This is a genomic window from Gordonia oleivorans, assembly GCF_040044975.1.
In the GTDB taxonomy this organism is placed as follows: Bacteria; Actinomycetota; Actinomycetes; order Mycobacteriales; family Mycobacteriaceae; genus Gordonia; species Gordonia oleivorans.
This window is the reverse complement of sequence record NZ_JBDZDI010000002.1, coordinates 348,604-366,581: the sequence shown is the minus strand read 5'-3', so window position 1 is coordinate 366,581 and position 17,978 is coordinate 348,604. Positions and strand designations below refer to the sequence as shown.

General features: G+C 68.9%; 14 protein-coding genes. 7 read left to right on the top strand and 7 right to left on the bottom strand.

Going from position 1 to position 17,978, the window contains the following annotated elements; genetic code table 11:
* The first annotated feature begins 120 nt into the window (after nt 1-120).
* Nucleotides 121-804 carry an iron-dependent transcriptional repressor DtxR gene (locus ABLE92_RS05085; protein WP_348803574.1) on the top strand — a complete coding sequence of 228 codons (684 nt, stop codon included), beginning with the start codon at nt 121-123 and terminating at the stop codon, nt 802-804.
* A gap of 25 nt (nt 805-829) precedes the next feature.
* Here ABLE92_RS05085 and ABLE92_RS05080 read toward each other — a convergent pair whose 3' ends face one another.
* On the bottom strand, nt 830-1,930 hold the full coding sequence (locus tag ABLE92_RS05080; RefSeq protein ID WP_348803573.1) for a DUF4192 domain-containing protein: 1,101 nt from the start codon (nt 1,928-1,930) through the stop codon (nt 830-832).
* A 123-nt stretch (nt 1,931-2,053) separates the two neighbouring features.
* Nucleotides 2,054-2,707 (bottom strand): hypothetical protein, encoded by a 654-nt coding sequence (locus ABLE92_RS05075; RefSeq protein WP_348803572.1) that lies wholly within the window; start codon nt 2,705-2,707, stop codon nt 2,054-2,056.
* 424 nt (nt 2,708-3,131) lie between these two features.
* Between ABLE92_RS05075 and ABLE92_RS05070 the strand changes: the two genes are divergently transcribed.
* Both ABLE92_RS05070 and ABLE92_RS05065 read left to right on the top strand, forming a co-directional pair.
* Complete coding sequence (locus tag ABLE92_RS05070) at nt 3,132-4,157, top strand: proteasome assembly chaperone family protein (protein WP_348803571.1); 1,026 nt, start codon at nt 3,132-3,134, stop codon at nt 4,155-4,157.
* Nucleotides 4,154-6,256, top strand: a complete 2,103-nt coding sequence (locus ABLE92_RS05065; RefSeq protein ID WP_348803918.1) for a DEAD/DEAH box helicase — start codon at nt 4,154-4,156, stop codon at nt 6,254-6,256. Before ABLE92_RS05070 ends, ABLE92_RS05065 begins: the two co-directional genes overlap by 4 nt.
* 31 nt (nt 6,257-6,287) lie before the next feature.
* Here ABLE92_RS05065 and ABLE92_RS05060 read toward each other — a convergent pair whose 3' ends face one another.
* Nucleotides 6,288-7,238, bottom strand: coding sequence for a hydrogen peroxide-inducible genes activator (locus ABLE92_RS05060; RefSeq protein ID WP_348803570.1), 951 nt, complete (start codon nt 7,236-7,238; stop codon nt 6,288-6,290).
* A gap of 138 nt (nt 7,239-7,376) precedes the next feature.
* On the opposite strand from ABLE92_RS05060, the gene ABLE92_RS05055 reads away from it, so the two are divergent.
* Nucleotides 7,377-7,964, top strand: coding sequence for a peroxiredoxin (locus tag ABLE92_RS05055; protein WP_348803569.1), 588 nt, complete (start codon nt 7,377-7,379; stop codon nt 7,962-7,964).
* 11 nt (nt 7,965-7,975) lie between these two features.
* Complete coding sequence (gene ahpD, locus ABLE92_RS05050; RefSeq protein ID WP_348803568.1) at nt 7,976-8,509, top strand: alkylhydroperoxidase, AhpD family; 534 nt, start codon at nt 7,976-7,978, stop codon at nt 8,507-8,509.
* A 146-nt stretch (nt 8,510-8,655) separates the two neighbouring features.
* Here the strand turns inward: ahpD and ABLE92_RS05045 are convergent, their stop codons facing one another.
* Nucleotides 8,656-9,888, bottom strand: coding sequence for an aminotransferase family protein (locus tag ABLE92_RS05045; protein WP_348803567.1), 1,233 nt, complete (start codon nt 9,886-9,888; stop codon nt 8,656-8,658).
* Nucleotides 9,889-9,974: 86 nt separating this feature from the next.
* Between ABLE92_RS05045 and hrpA the strand changes: the two genes are divergently transcribed.
* Nucleotides 9,975-13,928 (top strand): ATP-dependent RNA helicase HrpA, encoded by a 3,954-nt coding sequence (gene hrpA, locus ABLE92_RS05040; RefSeq protein ID WP_348803566.1) that lies wholly within the window; start codon nt 9,975-9,977, stop codon nt 13,926-13,928.
* On the opposite strand, the gene nrdR is transcribed toward hrpA, so the two are convergent.
* On the bottom strand, nt 13,902-14,408 hold the full coding sequence (nrdR, locus tag ABLE92_RS05035) for a transcriptional regulator NrdR (protein ID WP_348803565.1): 507 nt from the start codon (nt 14,406-14,408) through the stop codon (nt 13,902-13,904). The two genes, hrpA and nrdR, sit on opposite strands and share 27 nt — an antisense overlap.
* A gap of 24 nt (nt 14,409-14,432) precedes the next feature.
* The gene (locus ABLE92_RS05030) at nt 14,433-15,032 is read right to left on the bottom strand and encodes a LysM peptidoglycan-binding domain-containing protein (protein WP_348803564.1); all 600 of its coding nucleotides are present in this window, start codon (nt 15,030-15,032) and stop codon (nt 14,433-14,435) included.
* A 266-nt stretch (nt 15,033-15,298) separates the two neighbouring features.
* Between ABLE92_RS05030 and lexA the strand changes: the two genes are divergently transcribed.
* Nucleotides 15,299-16,039 carry a transcriptional repressor LexA gene (gene lexA, locus ABLE92_RS05025; RefSeq protein ID WP_348803563.1) on the top strand — a complete coding sequence of 247 codons (741 nt, stop codon included), beginning with the start codon at nt 15,299-15,301 and terminating at the stop codon, nt 16,037-16,039.
* 39 nt (nt 16,040-16,078) lie between these two features.
* Here the strand turns inward: lexA and ptsP are convergent, their stop codons facing one another.
* A complete protein-coding gene (gene ptsP / locus ABLE92_RS05020; protein ID WP_425476139.1) occupies nt 16,079-17,866 on the bottom strand; it encodes a phosphoenolpyruvate--protein phosphotransferase in 1,788 nt (595 codons plus the stop codon).
* Between the last annotated feature and the right edge of the window lie 112 nt (nt 17,867-17,978).

Genomic DNA, 17,978 nt, shown 5'->3' with positions numbered 1-17,978 from the left:
GAGGTAGTGACAACGGGCGTCCGACGGCGTGGCCGAGGGGCACGTTGACCGGGCGCGGCCGGCAGCCTCGATTCCGGTGCTGGTCAAGGTACCCTTGAGGGGACGAAGGGACTACGCAGAGTGAACGATCTGGTTGACACCACTGAGATGTACTTGCGGACGATCTACGACCTCGAGGAAGAAGGCATCGTGCCGCTGCGCGCACGCATCGCCGAACGCTTGGATCAGAGCGGACCCACGGTGTCCCAGACCGTCGCACGGATGGAACGCGACGGGCTGCTGCGGGTGGCCGGCGACCGCCATCTGGAACTCACCGACAAGGGACGAGGACTCGCCGTCGCCGTGATGCGCAAGCATCGGCTCGCCGAGCGTCTGCTCGTCGACGTGATCGGGATGCCCTGGGATCAGGTGCACGACGAGGCCTGCCGCTGGGAGCATGTGATGAGCGAGAACGTGGAACGCCACCTGCTCACCGTGCTCGACAATCCGACGACCTCCCCCTACGGCAACCCGATCCCCGGCCTCGAGGCACTCGGCGCCGAGGCCCCGCCGGTCAAGGATGCGGCCACCCGTCTGTCGGACCTGCCGCAGGGCGACGCCGTCGCCGTCATCGTGCGACGCGTCGCCGAACACGCCCAGTCCGACCGGGAACTGATCTCCGACCTCCGCGAGGCGGGCGTGGTCCCCAACGCCCGCGTGACGGTCACCTGCACACCACACAAGGTGGAGATCGACACCCCGGGACACGACGGTCTGGTGCTGTCGGCCGAGATGGCCCATTCGATCTTCGTCGAGAAGGTGTAGGGCTGCAGGGCCACACCCACCGACGTCAACCGACCTGACGCAACGTCATGCGCGGCAGGTCCATCCCCCACTCGGCTGCCTGCGCGTAGCTGTCATCGATCGTTTCCCGCAGTACGGCAGGCTCCAGGCCACCGCGGAGCGCGCGATCGAGCAGTCGGGCCAACGCCCAGTCCGGGTCGGCGGTGAGAGCACAGTCCAATGCCACCCCGGCGTATCCACCCTCACCGGCGACGTAATGCAGATGGGCGAGCAGCGTGGCCGCGCTCGCCCGGCCCGTGCCGATCAGCCGCCGCGCCAGCTCGCGCCAGAGGTACTCGGCGCCGGCCCGCAGATCGGTCACCGCGCATGCCAGTGCGGCGTCCCGGACGTCGAGCGTCAGGATCGCCCGTTCCAGTCGGGCCACGCCGGCACAACCGAGGTCGGGTGGTTCGGCCATCGCGGTCAGCAGATCCGTGAGCAGTGCCGCACATTCGTCGGGGTCGGCGACGCCGGGCGGCACCACGGCCATCGGCGCGGTCGCCGGGGATTCGCTGCGAAAACATGACGCAGACGTGCAATGCGGCAGCGGCGTGAGCATCGCGGCCATGTCCGAACGGCGCGCCAGGATCCGGCGACCTGTCTCGACCGCCGACGCGATCGCGGTCGGCGACGTGCGTGGGTCGGTCAGGGTGCCGGTCGCCGACGCGGTTCTCAGGGTCGCGCCGGTCGGCCCGTCGCCTCGCGGATCCCAGATGAGATGCCAGGGCGCGTGTTCCTCGAAGTCGGTGACGACGAATCCCTGGGCGATGCCGCCGACCGCGGCCAGGAAGCGGTTGGCGACCGCCATCACCTGACGGTAGCGCCGATCATCGGGGTGGAATCGGCGATCGGCGATCACCCCGACGACCGGACCGCCGCCGCCCTGCCGTTCGATGATGGTGCCGAGCCGGTCGAGAACATCGAGCAGATCGTCGTCGGGAGCACCGGACTCGGTCAGGGAGAGGTCGTAGCGCATCGCCACTCCCACGTGGTTGGGAGGGCGCAGCACGACGAGGATCACCGAGGATTCGGGGATGAAGCCGAGGAGCGCGGGAACGGCACTGAGAAGCGAGCGGGCCTTGAGACGGCGGGGGTGTGTGAATGTCATGCGCCACATGGTTCGCCGGGTGGCGGCCACTTCCGGCCGGGGCGACCGCCGGGACGACGGGTTATCCCCCGATGTCCCGCCATCCACAGGCCGACGCGGTACCCGTCGCCGTGCCGCGGGTGGTCACCCGAATGCGGCGGCCAGTGCCTTGGTGAACAACGAGTCGAGGCCGGCCGCGGCGTCGGCGGGGATGGCGTCCTCGCCCGGGTTGCGGTACTGCGCGTACACCCGCACCCCGTCGCGCTGACCGATCAGCGTGAGACTGCTGGTGACCCCCCGATGCTCGTCGTCGCCGCTTCCGGTGATGCGTCGGATCGCCGCGGTGTCGACGCCGGTCGGGCCGGGCGGTGCGGGCAGCACGGTCGTCGTGATCCGGGTGCCGGCTGCGGCGTCACCGGAGAATGTCTGGGGGCAGCGCTCGGCCCGGGCCACGTCCGCGGCGACCGACTCGTCGGCATGGGTCACCGCACTCGTGTAGGAGGAGGCACCGCCGTCGACGATCACCTGCCACACCACCGCGCCGGTGGCGTCGACGCGCGGCGGAATGCAGTCGGATGGACTCGCGATCGCCGGGTCCGTTCCGGCGAGGCCCGCCACGGCGAACGGCACCGCCGGAGTGGGTACGCGGGTCGCCCCCGGAACCGGGAAGTCGTCGGCCTGCACCGATGACGACGACAGGTCACCCGAGTCGGCCACCGAATGCCCGGTCACCGTGCAGCCGGCGGCCACGGGAAGCATCACCATGCACGCCACCAGGGTGAGTGTGCGCAGAGACATCGAGCGACCGACGTCACCCGTTGGCCGACGCCGACGCGTCGTGCCGATCCTTCTGCTCAGCCGCACAACGCCCCACTGTGCCACCTTCGTGGGCCACGGGGCCCACCGACACTCCGGGGTCCCTCGGCCGGGGGACAACCGGTCACCGAGCCCCGAACCGGGAATTACCGCGACGCGTCGCGGTTGTACTTCTGGAGGGGTCACCGGATGGAGAGTTCACCGGCGGCGACGACCCTCGGTGGCACGCGCACCGCCACCGCGGAATGACCACGGGATTCGCCCCGAACAGCGCCGATACGCGACAATGGACATTCGGTGCACGAGAATTGATCGCGGCGACACGAGAGTCTCACGCACGAGAACCACCGGCACCGACAACGACCGGCACAACAACGACCGGCACGAGAACGACAGGAGGGACGACATGGACGAGCACTCCGCCGACGACCGGCCCCTGTACGAGCTCGCCTTCCCCACGCCCGCCGTCCAACGGGACGGCGCCGAGACCGGCCCGGTCCTGATCCACGCGCTGGACGGTTTCGCCGACGCCGGCCACGCCGTCGCGCTGGCCGCGACGCATCTGCGCGATGCGTTCGGCTCCGATCTGGTCGCCACCTTCGACACCGACGAGCTGATCGACTATCGCTCGCGTCGCCCCACCATCGACTTCAGCGGTGAGACCTTCACCGATGTGGCCATGCCGACGCTGACGTTGCACGCGATCCGCGACGCCGAGGACCGCCCGTTCCTGCTGCTGTCGGGATCCGAGCCCGATCTGCGCTGGGAGAAGTTCGTCGAGGCGGTGCGCAGGCTCGCCGACCATTTCGGTGTGACCGATGTGATCGGTCTCAACGCCATTCCGATGGCCGTGCCGCACACCCGGCCGCCGTCGCTCACCGCGCATGGCAGCGATCCCGACCTGCTCGGCGATCTGCCCCGGTGGGGTTCGGCGATGAAACTTCCGGCGAGCGCCTCGATGTTGCTGGAACTGCGCCTCGGCCAGGCCGGCCGACGCGCGACGGGGCTGTCGGTGCACGTGCCGCACTACCTGTCGCAGACCGACTATCCCGCCGCCGCGGCCCGGTTGCTGCAGACGGTGTCGTCGCTCACCGGGCTCGAATTGCCGGTCGCAGCACTGGATTCGGCCGCCGAGAAGGTACGCGAGCAGGTCGACAACGAGGTCTCGGGGAACACCGAGATCGAGTCCGTCGTGACCGCGCTCGAGCAGCAGTACGACGCGTTCGCGCAGGCACAGACCGAACGCGCCTCGCTGTTGGCCACCGAGGAATCCCTGCCCAGCGGTGATGAGCTGGGTGCAGAGCTCGAGCGGTTCCTGGCCGATCTGCACGCGCCGGACGGCTCCGACGAGCAGCCGGGGTTCGGCGCCGGCACCGATGACGCCGGTGAGGACTCCGACGGCGACCCGGGCGGTCGATCATTCCCGATCTGAGCTCGGCGACCATCCCACTCACCCCGACCGCCGACGAGGACGCCGCCCTCGAACACTTCACCCGGTGGTGGTCCGACCGTGGGATCGAGTTCTATCCCCACCAGGAGGAATCGCTGCTGGAGTTGCTCGCCGGCAGCAACGTCATCCTGGCCACGCCGACCGGCTCGGGCAAGTCGTTGGTCGCCTCCGGCGCGGTGTATTTCGCCCGCTGTCAGGGACGCCGGGCGTTCTACACGGCGCCGATCAAGGCGCTGGTCAGCGAGAAGTTCTTCGATCTGTGCGAGCAGTTCGGCGCCGAGTCGGTGGGTTTGCTCACCGGCGACGCCGCCGTGAACGCCGACGCCCCGATCATCTGCGCGACGGCCGAGATCGTCGCCAATCTGGCGTTGCGGGACGGCGCCGACAGCGACATCGGCGTGCTCGTCGCCGACGAGTTCCACTTCTACGGTGAGCGTGACCGCGGCTGGGCCTGGCAGGTGCCGCTGATCGAGTTGCCGCACACCCAGTTCCTGCTGATGTCGGCCACGCTGGGCGACGTCGGCTTCTTCGTCGACGACCTGCGTGAGCGCACCGGCCGTGACACCGCCGCGATCACCGGCACGCAGCGGCCGGTCCCGCTGGAGTACGACTACGCGATGACCCCGATCCACGAGACGATCGAGGATCTCATCGACCGCGGCCGGGCCCCGATCTACGTCGTGCACTTCACCCAGGCCGCCGCCGTGGAGCGGGCTCAGGCGCTCTTGTCGGCCCGGATCTGCGACAAGGCCGAGAAGGCGGTGATCGCCGAGGCGATCGGCGACTTCCGGTTCGCCACCGGATTCGGCAACACCCTCTCGAAACTGCTGCGCGCCGGGATCGGCGTGCATCACGCCGGGATGCTGCCGCGGTACCGCCGGCTGGTGGAACGTCTCGCCCAGCGTGGTCTGCTCAAGGTGGTCGCCGGCACCGACACCCTCGGCGTGGGGATCAACGTGCCCATCCGCACCGTGCTGTTCGCCGGGCTGAGCAAGTACGACGGCACCCGGGTGCGACGGCTGCGGGCCCGCGAGTTCCATCAGATCGCCGGGCGCGCCGGGCGCGCGGGCTTCGACACCATCGGCTACGTCGTCGCCCAGGCACCCGAACACGACGTCGACAACGCACGCGCGGTCGCCAAGGCGGGCGACGATCCGAAGAAGCTGCGCAAGATCGTCCGCAAGAAACCGCCCGAGGGGTTCGTGTCGTGGGGTGAGAAGACCTTCCTGCAGTTGGCGCAGGCGCCCGACGAGCCGCTGCGCTCGCATTTCCAGATGACCACCGCGATGCTGCTCGAGGTGCTCGGCCGGCCGGGTGACTGCTTCGCCGCGACGCGACATCTGTTGGAGGGCAATCACGAGCCGCGGGATCGGCAGTTGCGTCACATCCGGCACACCATCGCGCTGTACCGGGACCTGCGCAACGCCGGCATCGTGGTGCAACTCGACGAACCCGACGACGAGGGCCGACATGTCTCGCTCAGCGTCGACATGCCGGAGAACTTCGCCCTCACCAATCCCCTGTCGGCGTTCGCGCTCGCCGCCTTCGAACTCCTCGACCCGCAATCGTCGACGTATGCCCTCGATGTGGTCTCCGTTCTCGAATGCACGCTGGAGGATCCGCGCCCGGTGCTGCTGGCGCAGCGCAAGGTGGCGCGGGATGCGGCGATCGCGGAGATGAAGGCCGACGGCGTCGAGTACGAGGAACGGATGGCGCGCCTCGAGGAGATCACCTGGCCCCGTCCGCTGGCCGAGGAGATCGCCTATGCCTTCGACGTCTACCGTCGCGGGCATCCGTGGGTGTCCGGGTTTCCGCCGAAACCCAAATCCGTGCTGCGGGAGATGCTCGAACGGGCGATGACCTTCACCGAGTTGATCTCGGCCTACGGACTCGCCCGCAGCGAGGGCATCGTGCTGCGGTATCTCTCCGACTGCTATCGCGTTCTGCGACAAGGCCTTCCGTTGGCGGTTGCCACCGACGAGATCGAGGACATCACCGATCGGGTGGGTGCCATGGTCCGCGAGGTCGATTCCAGCCTGCTCGACGAGTGGGAGGAACTCGCCGCGGTCACCGGGCGATGAGACGCGGCACGGTCGTTTACGCGCACCTCGCTCAGACCGGGACGCCGCTCGCGACGACGCGCACCGAGCCACCCGCACCGATCAGGTCGGCAATGACCCCGGCGAGCCGACGATAGGCCTCGTCGCGCCCCGAGGACTCGCGGTAGACCAGCCCGACGCGCCGCCCCGGTCGCGGCACGCTGAATCGTGCGGTCGCCAATTCTCCTCCGGCGGTTTCGGATTCGACCGCCGTGTCCGGGATCAGAGTGACGCCGAGCCCGCCCTCGACACACTGCACCGCGGTCGCAAGCGATGCCGCACGGGTCTGTCCGAGGTCGGGCGATACCCCGGCGAGCCGGCACACCTCGAGGGCCTGATCACGCAGGCAATGCCCCTCGTCGAGCAGCAGCAGCGGGAGTTCGGCCAGGGTGCTCGGGTCGACGCGCTTGCGGCCGGCCAGCGGGTGCCCGGACGGCAGGGCGAGGACGAAATCCTCGTCGTACATCGGGATCTCGGCGATGCCGGGCGCGTCGGCGGGCAACGCGAGGATCGCCACGTCCAGTGAGCCGTCGCGCAGCGCGGCGAGCAGCCGCGCGGTCTGATCCTCCACCACCCGCAGCCCGAGGTCCGGCAGTTGTTCCGGCAATCCGCGCAGCACGGTGGGCAGGATGTAGGGGGCGACGGTCGGAATCAGCCCGAGCCGAAGGGTGCCCACCAACGGGTCGTCGGCACCCGCCGCGGCGGCCAGGAACTCGTCTGCCGCATCGGTCACCGCGATCGCCCGGTCGAGCAACGTGCGCCCCTCCGGTGTCAAGAAGACACGCCGCGTGGTGCGTTCGATGAGTTTGCGCCCCAACCCGTTCTCCAGACCCGCCAGCGCCTGCGACAGCGATGGCTGACTGACTCCGAGTTCTGCTGCGGCAGAACCGAAGTGATGTGTCCGTGCCAACGCCACGAAGGCCCTCAGGCCGGCCAGCGAGGGTTGATAAGTTTTATCAGCCATACCTATCAGTATAGTGCTAATCATCACGTTTCACTTTCGGCGGTTTCGGCGCAGAATTGAGGGGTAACCACTACGACACGTCGTCGTCGCATGCGCCGACGACGCTGTCACGCGAGACGAAAGGGAGCGTCACACGCCATGGCTCTGCTGACAATCGGGGACCAGTTCCCCGCCTACAACCTGACCGCTGTCATCGGAGGCGACCTGTCGAAGGTCGACGCCCAGCAACCCGACGACTACTTCACCCAGATCTCCAGCGATGACCATCCCGGCAAGTGGCGGATCATCTTCTTCTGGCCCAAGGACTTCACCTTCGTGTGCCCGACCGAGATCGCCGCGTTCGGAAAGCTGAACGAGGAGTTCGCCGATCGCGACGCCCAGGTTCTCGGCGCCTCGGTGGACAACGAGTTCGTCCACTTCCAGTGGCGTGCCCAGCACGAGGACCTCAAGACCCTCCCCTTCCCGATGCTCAGCGACCTCAAGCGCGAACTCGTCTCGGCCGCAGGCGTTCTCAACGCCGACGGGGTGGCCGATCGCGCCACCTTCATCGTCGACCCGAACAACGAGATCCAGTTCGTGTCGGTCACCGCGGGCTCGGTCGGCCGCAACGTCGACGAGGTGCTGCGTGTCCTCGACGCCCTGCAGTCCGACGAACTGTGCGCCTGCAACTGGCGCAAGGGCGATCCGACGATCGACGCCGGCGAACTGCTGACCGCGAGCGTCTGAGAAGGACTGAGATGAGCATCGACAATCTGAAGGAAGCCCTTCCCGAGTACGCCAAGGACCTCAAGCTCAACCTGTCGTCACTGGCGCGCACCACCGAGCTGAACGAGCAGCAGTTGTGGGGAACCTTCCTCGCCGCCGCCGCCGCGAGCCGAAATGCCAAGGTGCTCACCGAGATCGCCGAGGAGGCCGGTGACACACTGTCGGCCGAGGCCTACAACGCCGCCCTCGGCGCCGCCTCGATCATGGGCATGAACAACGTCGCCTACCGGGCCAAGAGCTTCCTCGGCGACGACTACGCCCAGGTGCGGATGGGTCTGCGGATGAACATCATCGGCAACCCGGGGGTCGACAAGGCCGACTTCGAGCTGTGGAGCCTGGCCGTCTCGACCATCAACGGCTGCCACGACTGCACCGCGGCCCACGCCAAGGTCGTCCGCGACGCCGGACTGACCAAGGAGCAGGTCTGGGAGGCCGTCAAGGTTGCCGCCACCGTCTCCGGTGTGGCCCAGGCCATCTCGACCACCGAGGTGCTGGCGAACGCCTGATCATCCGGTCATGACGAACGGCCCGGTCACCGTGAGGTGACCGGGCCGTCGTCGTCGTGCCGGTTGTCGTCGTGCCGGTTGTCGTCGTGCCGGTTGTCGTCGTGCCGGTTGTCGTCGTGCCGGCGGGAATCGGGTGACGGGCGCGCTCAGTCGGTCAGTGCGGCCCGGAACCGTTCGGCCATGTCGGCCACCTGCTCGGTGGTCATCACGAACGACGGCGAGATCTGCAGTGCCCCTTGGCCTGCGGCCCGGCCACTGACGCCGTGCCGGCGCAGCGTACCGACCGCGGCCATCGCGGTCGGTGCGTCGGTGAGCTGCACCGCCGTCACCGCGCCGAGCCCGGTGCGCACCTCGGTGACCGCGTCGAGTTCGGCAAGCGGGGCGAAATGAGTGGCCAGATCACCTTCGAGGCGTGCCGCCTCGCCGATCAGACCCTCGCGCTCGATGATGTCGAGGTTGGCCATGGCCGCGGCCGCCGCACCGGCGTGACCGCCGTAGGTGTAGCCGTGCCGCCACCAGACACCGCCGGCGAAGAACGGCTCGGCGACGCGCGGTGCGATGAACACCGCACCCATCGGCACATACCCGGAGGTGAGTCCCTTCGCGGTGGTCATCATGTCGGGTTGAAGGTCGAAACGCGATGAGGCGAACCAACTGCCGCCGCCGATGCGGCCGAAGCCGGTGACCACCTCGTCGGCCACGAACAGGATGTCGTGGTCCCGGCAGATCTGACGGACCTCGGTGAGGTATCCCGCCGGCGGCAGGTACACGCCGCCGGCCCCGATGATCGGTTCGCAGAAGAAGGCGGCCACCTTGTCGGCACCGACCCGTTCGATCAGTCCCAGAAGGCTTTTCGCGTCATCCCAGTCCACCGACTCGGCGTCGGGCATGAGCTGACCGTAGCCGTCGTGATTGACCGGGATGCCGGCCAACGACGTTCCGGCGACGTGCATGCCGTGGTAGGCCTTGGTGCGCCCGACGAGCAGGGTCTTCTCCGGCTTACCGACCTCGTTCCAGTACCGGCGTGCCAGTTTGGCCGCGGTGTCCACCGAGTCACTACCACCGGAGGTGAAAAAGATCTTGCTACCGGGCACCGGCGCGATCTGCGCCAGCCGGTCGGCGAGGGCATCGGTGACGTCGGCGGTCAGATCACCGAAGCCGGAGTAATGCGCGAGCCGCCCGAGCTGTGCGGCCACCGCGTCGGCGATCTCGGTGCGTCCGTGGCCGACGTTGGTGAACCACAGCCCGGCGGTGGCATCGAGGTACTCGTTGCCGTCGACGTCCCAGATGCGGGCGCCCTCACCTCGGGCGACGACGAACGGACCCTTCGCGGTCACCGCACCCATGTCGGCGAACCCATGCCACAACGAACCAGCCATGACCTCCATGATGCCGGGCGGGTGTGCCGACCCGGTGATCGGGGGCCGGATCGCACCCCGGCGGCAGCCCATATCCTGGAGGGATCATGACACCACCGGATCGCCGCGATCTCCTCGAGCGGATTCGTGCCGTCGGCATCGCCGATGCCCATGCGCTTCGGCGGCGCCTCGACAAGCTCGGGCCGCAACCCTCCGCGGACCGACTCGCCGGACTGGAGAAATCCCTCGCCGGTGCCGAACGACGGGTCGCCGCCCGCCGCGCCGCCGTCCCCGTCCTGGAATTCCCCGAGGATCTGCCGGTCTCGGCGGCCCGCGACGAGATCGCTGCGGCAATCTCCGAGCATCAGGTGGTGGTGATCGCCGGTGAGACCGGGTCGGGCAAGACCACCCAGCTACCGAAGATCTGCCTCGAACTCGGCCGCGGTGTGCGTGGCGCGATCGGCCACACCCAGCCCCGCCGCATCGCGGCGAGTTCGGTGGCCCGGCGGATCGCCGAGGAGACCGGAACACGGATCGGTGAGGCCATCGGCTACTCGGTGCGCTTCTCCGATCGCTCCGGCGCCGACACGCTCGTCAAGGTGATGACCGACGGCATCCTGCTCCGGGAGATCTCCACCGACCCGATGCTGCGCCACTACGACACGATCATCGTCGACGAGGCCCACGAGCGGTCGCTGAACATCGACTTCATCCTCGGGTACCTGCGACGGCTGCTGCCGCGCCGTCCCGATCTGAAGGTGATCATCACCTCGGCCACCATCGAACCGGGCCGATTCGCCCGGCATTTCACCACCGACTCCGGCACACCGGTGCCGGTGATCGAGGTGTCGGGTCGGACCTATCCCGTCGAGGTGCGTTACCGGCCACTGACCCTGCGTGAGGACCCGGATGCCGGCGACGAACGCGGTGGCGGCGAGCACGCCGACCTCGATCTGTTCCAGGGCGTCGACGCCGCCATCGACGAACTGTGGGGCACCGCCGGTCGCGGCGACATCCTGGTGTTCCTGCCCACCGAACGCGACATCCGGGAGGCGGCGGCGTCGTTGTCGCGCCGCATCGCCGCGGGCGCCGAGGTCGTCCCGCTGTTCGCCCGGCTGTCCATCGCCGATCAGCAGCGCGTGTTCACGCCGTCGGACGGACGACGAATCGTGTTGTCCACCAACGTCGCCGAGACGTCGCTGACCGTTCCCGGAATCCGGTACGTGATCGACTCGGGCACCGCGCGGATCTCCCGCTACTCCACCCGCACCAAGGTCCTGCGGCTGCCGGTGGAACCGGTGTCGCAGGCCAGTGCCCGCCAGCGCGCCGGTCGATGTGGACGTGTGGCCCCGGGTATCTGCATCCGGCTGTACTCCGAATCCGACTTCGATGCGCGGCCCGCCTTCACCGACCCGGAGATCCTGCGCACCAATCTCGCGTCGGTCATCCTGCAGATGACGTCCCTGCGTCTCGGCGACATCGAGGACTTCCCCTTCGTGCAGCCGCCGGATTCCCGGGCGGTCCGCGACGGCGTCGGCGTGCTGTCGGAACTGGGAGCGATCACGGTGCCGGGCAAGGGCTCCGGACGCGGCAGCGGACCGGACGCCGGCGGCCGCGACAAGGGCGAGGTGCGCCTGACGAAGGTCGGCGCCACGATGGCCCGCATCCCGGTCGATCCGCGGATCGCCCGGATGCTGGTGGCCGCCCGCGACGAGGGCTGCCTCGACCACGTGCTGGTGATCGCGGCCGCCCTGTCGATTCCCGACGTCCGGGAACGCCCGGCCGAACACCGGGAGGCCGCCGACACCAGTCATCGGCGTTTCGCCGTCCCCGGTTCGGACTTCCTGAGCTATACGCAGCTGTGGCGATATGTGCAGGAGAAACGTAAGGAGTTGTCGGCCAATCAGTTCCGACGCACCTGCGAACGCGAGTTCCTGCACTACCTGCGCATCCGCGAATGGCAGGACCTGCACCGCCAGTTGCGCGGAATCGTCATCGACCTCGACTGGCAGATCCCCGAGACCGAACCGAATGCCGACGCGATCCATCGCGCCATCCTCGCCGGCCTGCTCGGCAACATCGCGGTCCGGGCCGCCGAGGGCCGCGAGTACACCGGTGCCCGCAACACCACGCTGATGATCTTCCCCGGGTCGTCGGTGTCCAGGAAACCGCCGGCCTTCCTGATGGCCGCCGAGATCATCGAGACGTCCCGGCTGTTCGCGCACACGGTGGCCGGGGTCGACCCGTTGTGGGCGGAGAAGCTCGCCGGCGATCTGGTGAAACGCACCCACAGCGAACCGCACTGGTCCTCCACGCGCGGCGCCGCGATGGCCTATGAGCGCGTCACCCTCTACGGCGTGACGCTGGTGGCGCGCCGACGCGTCAACTACGGCCCGATCGACCCCGAGGTGTCGCGCGACCTGTTCATCCGCCATGCCCTCGTCGAGGGCGACTGGCGGACGAATCATCGTTTCTTCGAACAGAATCGGCAGTTGCTGACCGAGGCCGCCGACGTCGAGCACCGCGCCCGGCGTCGCGACGTGGTGATCTCCGAGGAGCAGCTCTACGAGTTCTACGACAAGCGCATCCCCGCCGAGGTGACCTCGGCGCGGCATTTCGACACGTGGTGGAAGTCGGCGCGGCGCACCGACCCGACCCTGCTGGATCTGACCCCCGCCGATGTGGCCGCCGACGTCGCCGTCGCCGACACCGACTATCCGGGGGCATGGCAGCAGGGCGACACCCGCCTGGAACTGCGCTACCGATTCGAGCCGGGCGCACCCGACGACGGGGTCACCGTCGTCATTCCGCAGGCCCTGCTCCCCCACGTCCGCAACGCCGGATTCGATTGGCTGGTACCGGGAATGCGATCGGAACTGGCCACCGAACTCGTCAAGACCCTGCCCAAACAGCTTCGCAAGACAATGGCCCCGGCACAGCGCTTCGCCGATCTGGCCCTGTCCCGGCTGACGCCGCGCTCCGAACCACTGGTCCGTGGGCTGGCCCGCGAGTTGTCGACGATCACCCGGCACACCGTGACACCGGCGGACTTCGCCGTCGACCGCCTGCCCGCCCACCTGCGGATCACCTTCGCCGTCATCGACGATTCGGGCGAGATCCGCAGGCGCAGCAAGTCGTTCACAGATCTCACCGCCGACGGAGCGGACCGTCGACCGACACCCCCGGCCGCGGTGTACACCACCTGGACCGCCGACGGGCTCGGCACCCTGGCGGCCACCGAGACCGCCGACGTCGCGGGCCAACACATCACCCGCCATCCCACGTTGCGTGCCGTCGGGGATCCCGGCCGATCCGTGGGCGTCGCGCGGGCCACCGCCGCCACCGAGGACGAGGCCAACCGGATGCGGGTCGTCGGTGTCATCGCGCTGCTCGACCACACCATCACCGGGCTCTCGTCGAAGGCATCGTCGGGCCTCGACCCCGCCGGGCGACTCGCGTTGAGCCAGAACCCCTACCGGGATTCCAGCGAGTTCTTCGCCGACTGCACCAGGCGGGCCATCCGGGACCTCGTCGACGTCGACGCGGCGGCCCGGGTGCGGTCACCGCAGCAGTTCGATGCGCTGGCCGCCGCACTCGGTCCGCGCGTACGTTCGGCCGCACCGGAGTATCTCGCCTCGGCCGTCAACGCACTCCGGATGGTCGCGCCGCTGCGTCAGGCGATCGATGAGCATTCCGGTCAGGTCGCCGCCGACGACGTCGCCGAGCAACTGGCCAACCTGATCTTCGACGGCTTCGTGCTGGCCACCCCGCGTGAGCACCTGGCCGAACTCCCGAGATATCTGGCGGCCGCACGCGAACGGCTGGAACACCTTCCGGGATCGGCGGACCGGGACCGGGCGGCCATGGGCACGCTCGACCGGGTCACCGGGCGGTGGAATCAGCGACTCGCCGAGGTACCCGAGGCCCGTCGCGATCTCGTCAACGAACAGGCGCATTGGATGGTCGAGGAACTGCGGGTGGGTCTGTTCGCCCAGCGGCTGGGCACCCGATATCCGATCTCGGAGAAGCGTGCGCTACGAACCCTGGATCGACTCGGCTGAGAGGGCATCGGGCGCATCCGTGCCGTTGCGCCGCGTGAGATTGCCCTGCAGATCGTCGATCTCGCGTTGGAAGTCCTCGAGGGAATCGAACGACCGGTACACCGACGCGAACCGGAGATAGGCGACCTCGTCGAGGTCACGCAACGGTTTGAGAATGGCGAGACCGACCTCGTTGCTGGGGATCTCCGCGACGCCCGAGGCGCGCACCGTCTCTTCGACCTGCTGCGCCAACTGGGCCAGATCGTCCTCGTGGACGTGCCGTCCCTGGCAGGCGCGGCGCACCCCGCGCATCACCTTCTCCCGACTGAACGGTTCGGTGACGCCGTTGCGCTTAACCACCGCCAGCACGGCGGTCTCCACGGTGGAGAATCGTCGGCCACAGGCGCTGCACGAACGGCGACGACGGATCGCCTGTCCCTCGTCGGCGACTCGGGAGTCGATGACCTTGGTGTCATCATTCCTGCAGAACGGGCAGCGCATGCATCGAGAATAGCGCCTCACCGCTCAGCGATATGCGGGCGTCAGCAGCGCCTGACCGACACGCAGGGCGCTGCCACCCATGTCGTTGAGCTCGACGATCTCGTCGATGACCGCCTGCCGCGGCATCTCGGGCGCGACGCGCGCGGCGACGGAGTTCAGCGACTCCCCCGCCCGGACGTGCACCACCTGCGTGGCCACCGGCGTGGGGGCGGTGGATTCCTGGTAATCGCTGCCGGCGACACCGATCAGCCACACCAGCATCGCCAGCGCCACCCCGGTCAGCAGGGCCACCGCGGCACCGCGACGGCCCGCCCGACGGGACTGCGACGCGGGCGCGGCGCACGGCGTCCCGGCCGGGCGCCTGGGGATCGCGACCCGGGGCCGGTCGACCGGACGATTGTCGGCCGGGCGGTGGAGGTGCCGGTGCCGCGCCGCCGGGGTGGCGCGGCGAGCCGGCACCGGCCGTCCGGCATGCACGATCGCGCCGCGCCGGGGCGTGACATCGTCTCGCGCCGCACCCCGGGCATCGGGAGCGGCACCGAAACGGGCACCGGACGGGGTGCGCCGAACCGTCGCCCGACGCGCCTGACCTGCGGTTTCACTGCGAACCAAGGTGTTCTGCATGAGAGTCTCCGATCTCGATCACTCGTTCGAGGAACTGATGTTCGAAGTTCTATCACGCACCTCCGACAATTTCTCGCAACACGTCGAACAAATGTTTGAAGTTGTCGGTGACCTGGACTAACCTGGCCGTTGACCAGCAGCGCAGACCCGCGGACAAACCCCGGCCGCACCGGACCACCGACTGCACGGGACAACCGACCGCACCGGACCACCGACAACACCGTCCGACCACAACAGAGTTTCCGACCGAAAGGATCGAACACCCGATGAGTGAGAAGAACCGACGTTCGACGACGTCGACGTCGTCGACCAAGCGCGGCCGCGGATCGGCCGCCGCCGACGAGCCGGAGGTCCCGTTCGACGCGGCGGCCGCGGAGGCCTCGCTCACGCCGCGTCAGCGGGGCGTGCTCGATGTGATCCGCAAGTCGGTGCGCGAGCGCGGCTATCCGCCGAGCATCCGCGAGATCGGCGACGCCGTCGGGCTGGCCTCGACGTCGTCGGTCGCCCATCAGCTGCGGACACTGGAACGCAAGGGACTGCTCAAGCGCGACCACAACCGCCCACGCGCGGTCAACGTGCAGGACGGCGAGCACACCCCACCGGACGACACCGCGGTCGCGTCGAATCTGCCCGCCCCGACCTTCGTCCCGGTTCTCGGGCGCATCGCGGCCGGTGGACCGATCCTCGCCGAGGAGGCCGTCGAGGACGTCTTCCCGCTGCCGCGTGAACTCGTCGGCGAGGGTTCACTGTTCCTGCTGAAGGTGGTCGGCGAGTCGATGATCGACGCCGCGATCTGTGACGGCGACTGGGTCGTCGTCCGGCAGCAGAACGTGGCCGACAACGGTGACATCGTCGCCGCGATGATCGACGGCGAGGCGACCGTGAAGACCTTCAAGCGCAAGGACGGTCACGTGTGGCTGATGCCGCACAACGAGCATTTCGAACCCATCCCCGGCGACGACGCCGCCATCCTGGGCAAGGTCGTCACGGTGATGCGCCGGATCTGATCCGGCTCCGGGCCCGCCCGGTGCGGCGCTCGCCGAAATTCAGCCGGCGAGCGCCGCGGTGGCGGCCTCACGTGCGGCCGCCGGGGAGGCGGTCGCGAGGGCAGCACTCGCCGCGGCACGGCACGCATCGAGTGTGACGCCGCCGAGTTTGGCACCGACCGCCGCCGACGCCGCCGGAGCACTCGACAGCGAGGTGACGCCGAGTCCGACGAGTACGCAGGCCAGCAGCGGGTCGGCGGCGGCCTCACCGCAGACGCCGACCGGTTTACCCGTACGTTTCCCGGCCTCGGCCACCATCGAGATGAGCGCGAGCACCGCGGGCTGCCACGGATCGGTGAGTTCGGCCAGATCGGCCGACATGCGGTCGGCGGCCATCGTGTACTGCGTCAGATCGTTGGTTCCGATCGACACGAAGTCGACCTCGGCGAGGATCGACGACGCGAGGATCGCGGCGGACGGGATCTCGACCATCACCCCGGCGACCAGACCACGCCCGCGGACCTGTGCCGCGAACTCCGCGGCCTCGTCGGCCGAGGCGATCATCGGTGCCATCACCCATGGAGTGCTGCCGGTCTCCCGGGCGGCCGCCGCGATGGCGTCGAGTTGCCCGGCGCGGATCTCCGGATGCCGAGCGGTGATCCGATTACCCCGGACCCCCAGAGCGGGGTTGGCCTCGGTGCCGTGGTCGACGAATTTCAACGGCTTGTCCGAACCCGCGTCGAGCGTCCGCACGACGACCTTCTTGCCCCCGAACGCCTCGAGCACCTCGCGGTAGAGCTCGGTCTGCTCGGCCACCGTGGGTGCCTCGGCGCTGTCGAGGAAGGCCAGTTCGGTCCGGAACAGGCCCACTCCCTCGACCGGATAGGCGGTGGCGGCGCGCGCGGAGACACCGTCGGCGACGTTGGCCAGGATGGCCGCCTCGTGACCGTCGGCGGTGTGCCCCGGCCCCGACCAGCCCGCGACGAGTTCCGCCTCGCGCCGGCTCTCGTCGACGGCCGCCTGCGCCTGCTCCGGATCCGGTTCCAGCACAACGGTTCCGGCGGTGCCGTCGACGAGCACCAGGGTTCCGGCGGGTACCTCGTCGAGGTCGGCGACCGCGACGATGCACGGGATGCCCAGCTGCCGGGCGATGATCGCGGTGTGACTGGTCGGCCCGCCGAGTCGGGTCACCAGCGCGGTGACCAGTTTGGGATCGAGGCCGGCGGTGTCGGCCGGCGCCAGATCGTCGGCGCAGAGCACCGACGGCTCGGTGGGCACCGGCACACCCGGTTCGGGTTGTCCGAGCAACTCGGCCACGACCCGATCGCGGACATCGTTGAGATCGGTGACGCGTTCGGCCATCAGACCGCCGAGTTTGGTGAAGAGCGCGGCGAACTGGTCGGTCGCCGCGGTCGCGGCCGATGCGGCCGACGACCCGGAGGAGATCAGCTTGCCCGCCGCACCGATCCAGCCGCGGTCCTCGGCGAGGCCGGCGGTGGCGATGAGAACCTCGGCGGCCGCACCGGAGGCATGTGAGGCACGTTCGCGCAGCCGGGCGGCCACCAGCCCGGCCGCGTCGACGAAGCGGGACTGCTCCGCCTCCCGCGCGTCCTCCGGGATCGTCGCGGTGTCATGCACCGGGGCGACGCGCTCGCCGGGGCGAACCACCGGCCCGTAGGCCTTCCCGCCGACCACGGGGGTCCCACGCAGTTCCTGAGCCTGCTGATCGTTCACTGCGCTGCCCTTCGTTCGAGGTTCGTTTCGGCCGTCGTCGGCCGATCTGGTCTGTGCTGTCGCGAGATCGCTCTCCCGGCGGCCCGATCTGTGAAAAATCTGCCCGCCGAACATCTCTTGTGATCGAAGTTACAAGAAATCCTTGACTTGTCAACACAAACAGGCGTAAACACAGATATATCAACATTGAGTTCCACCCAAAACCACATCAAGTTTTGCCCAAACC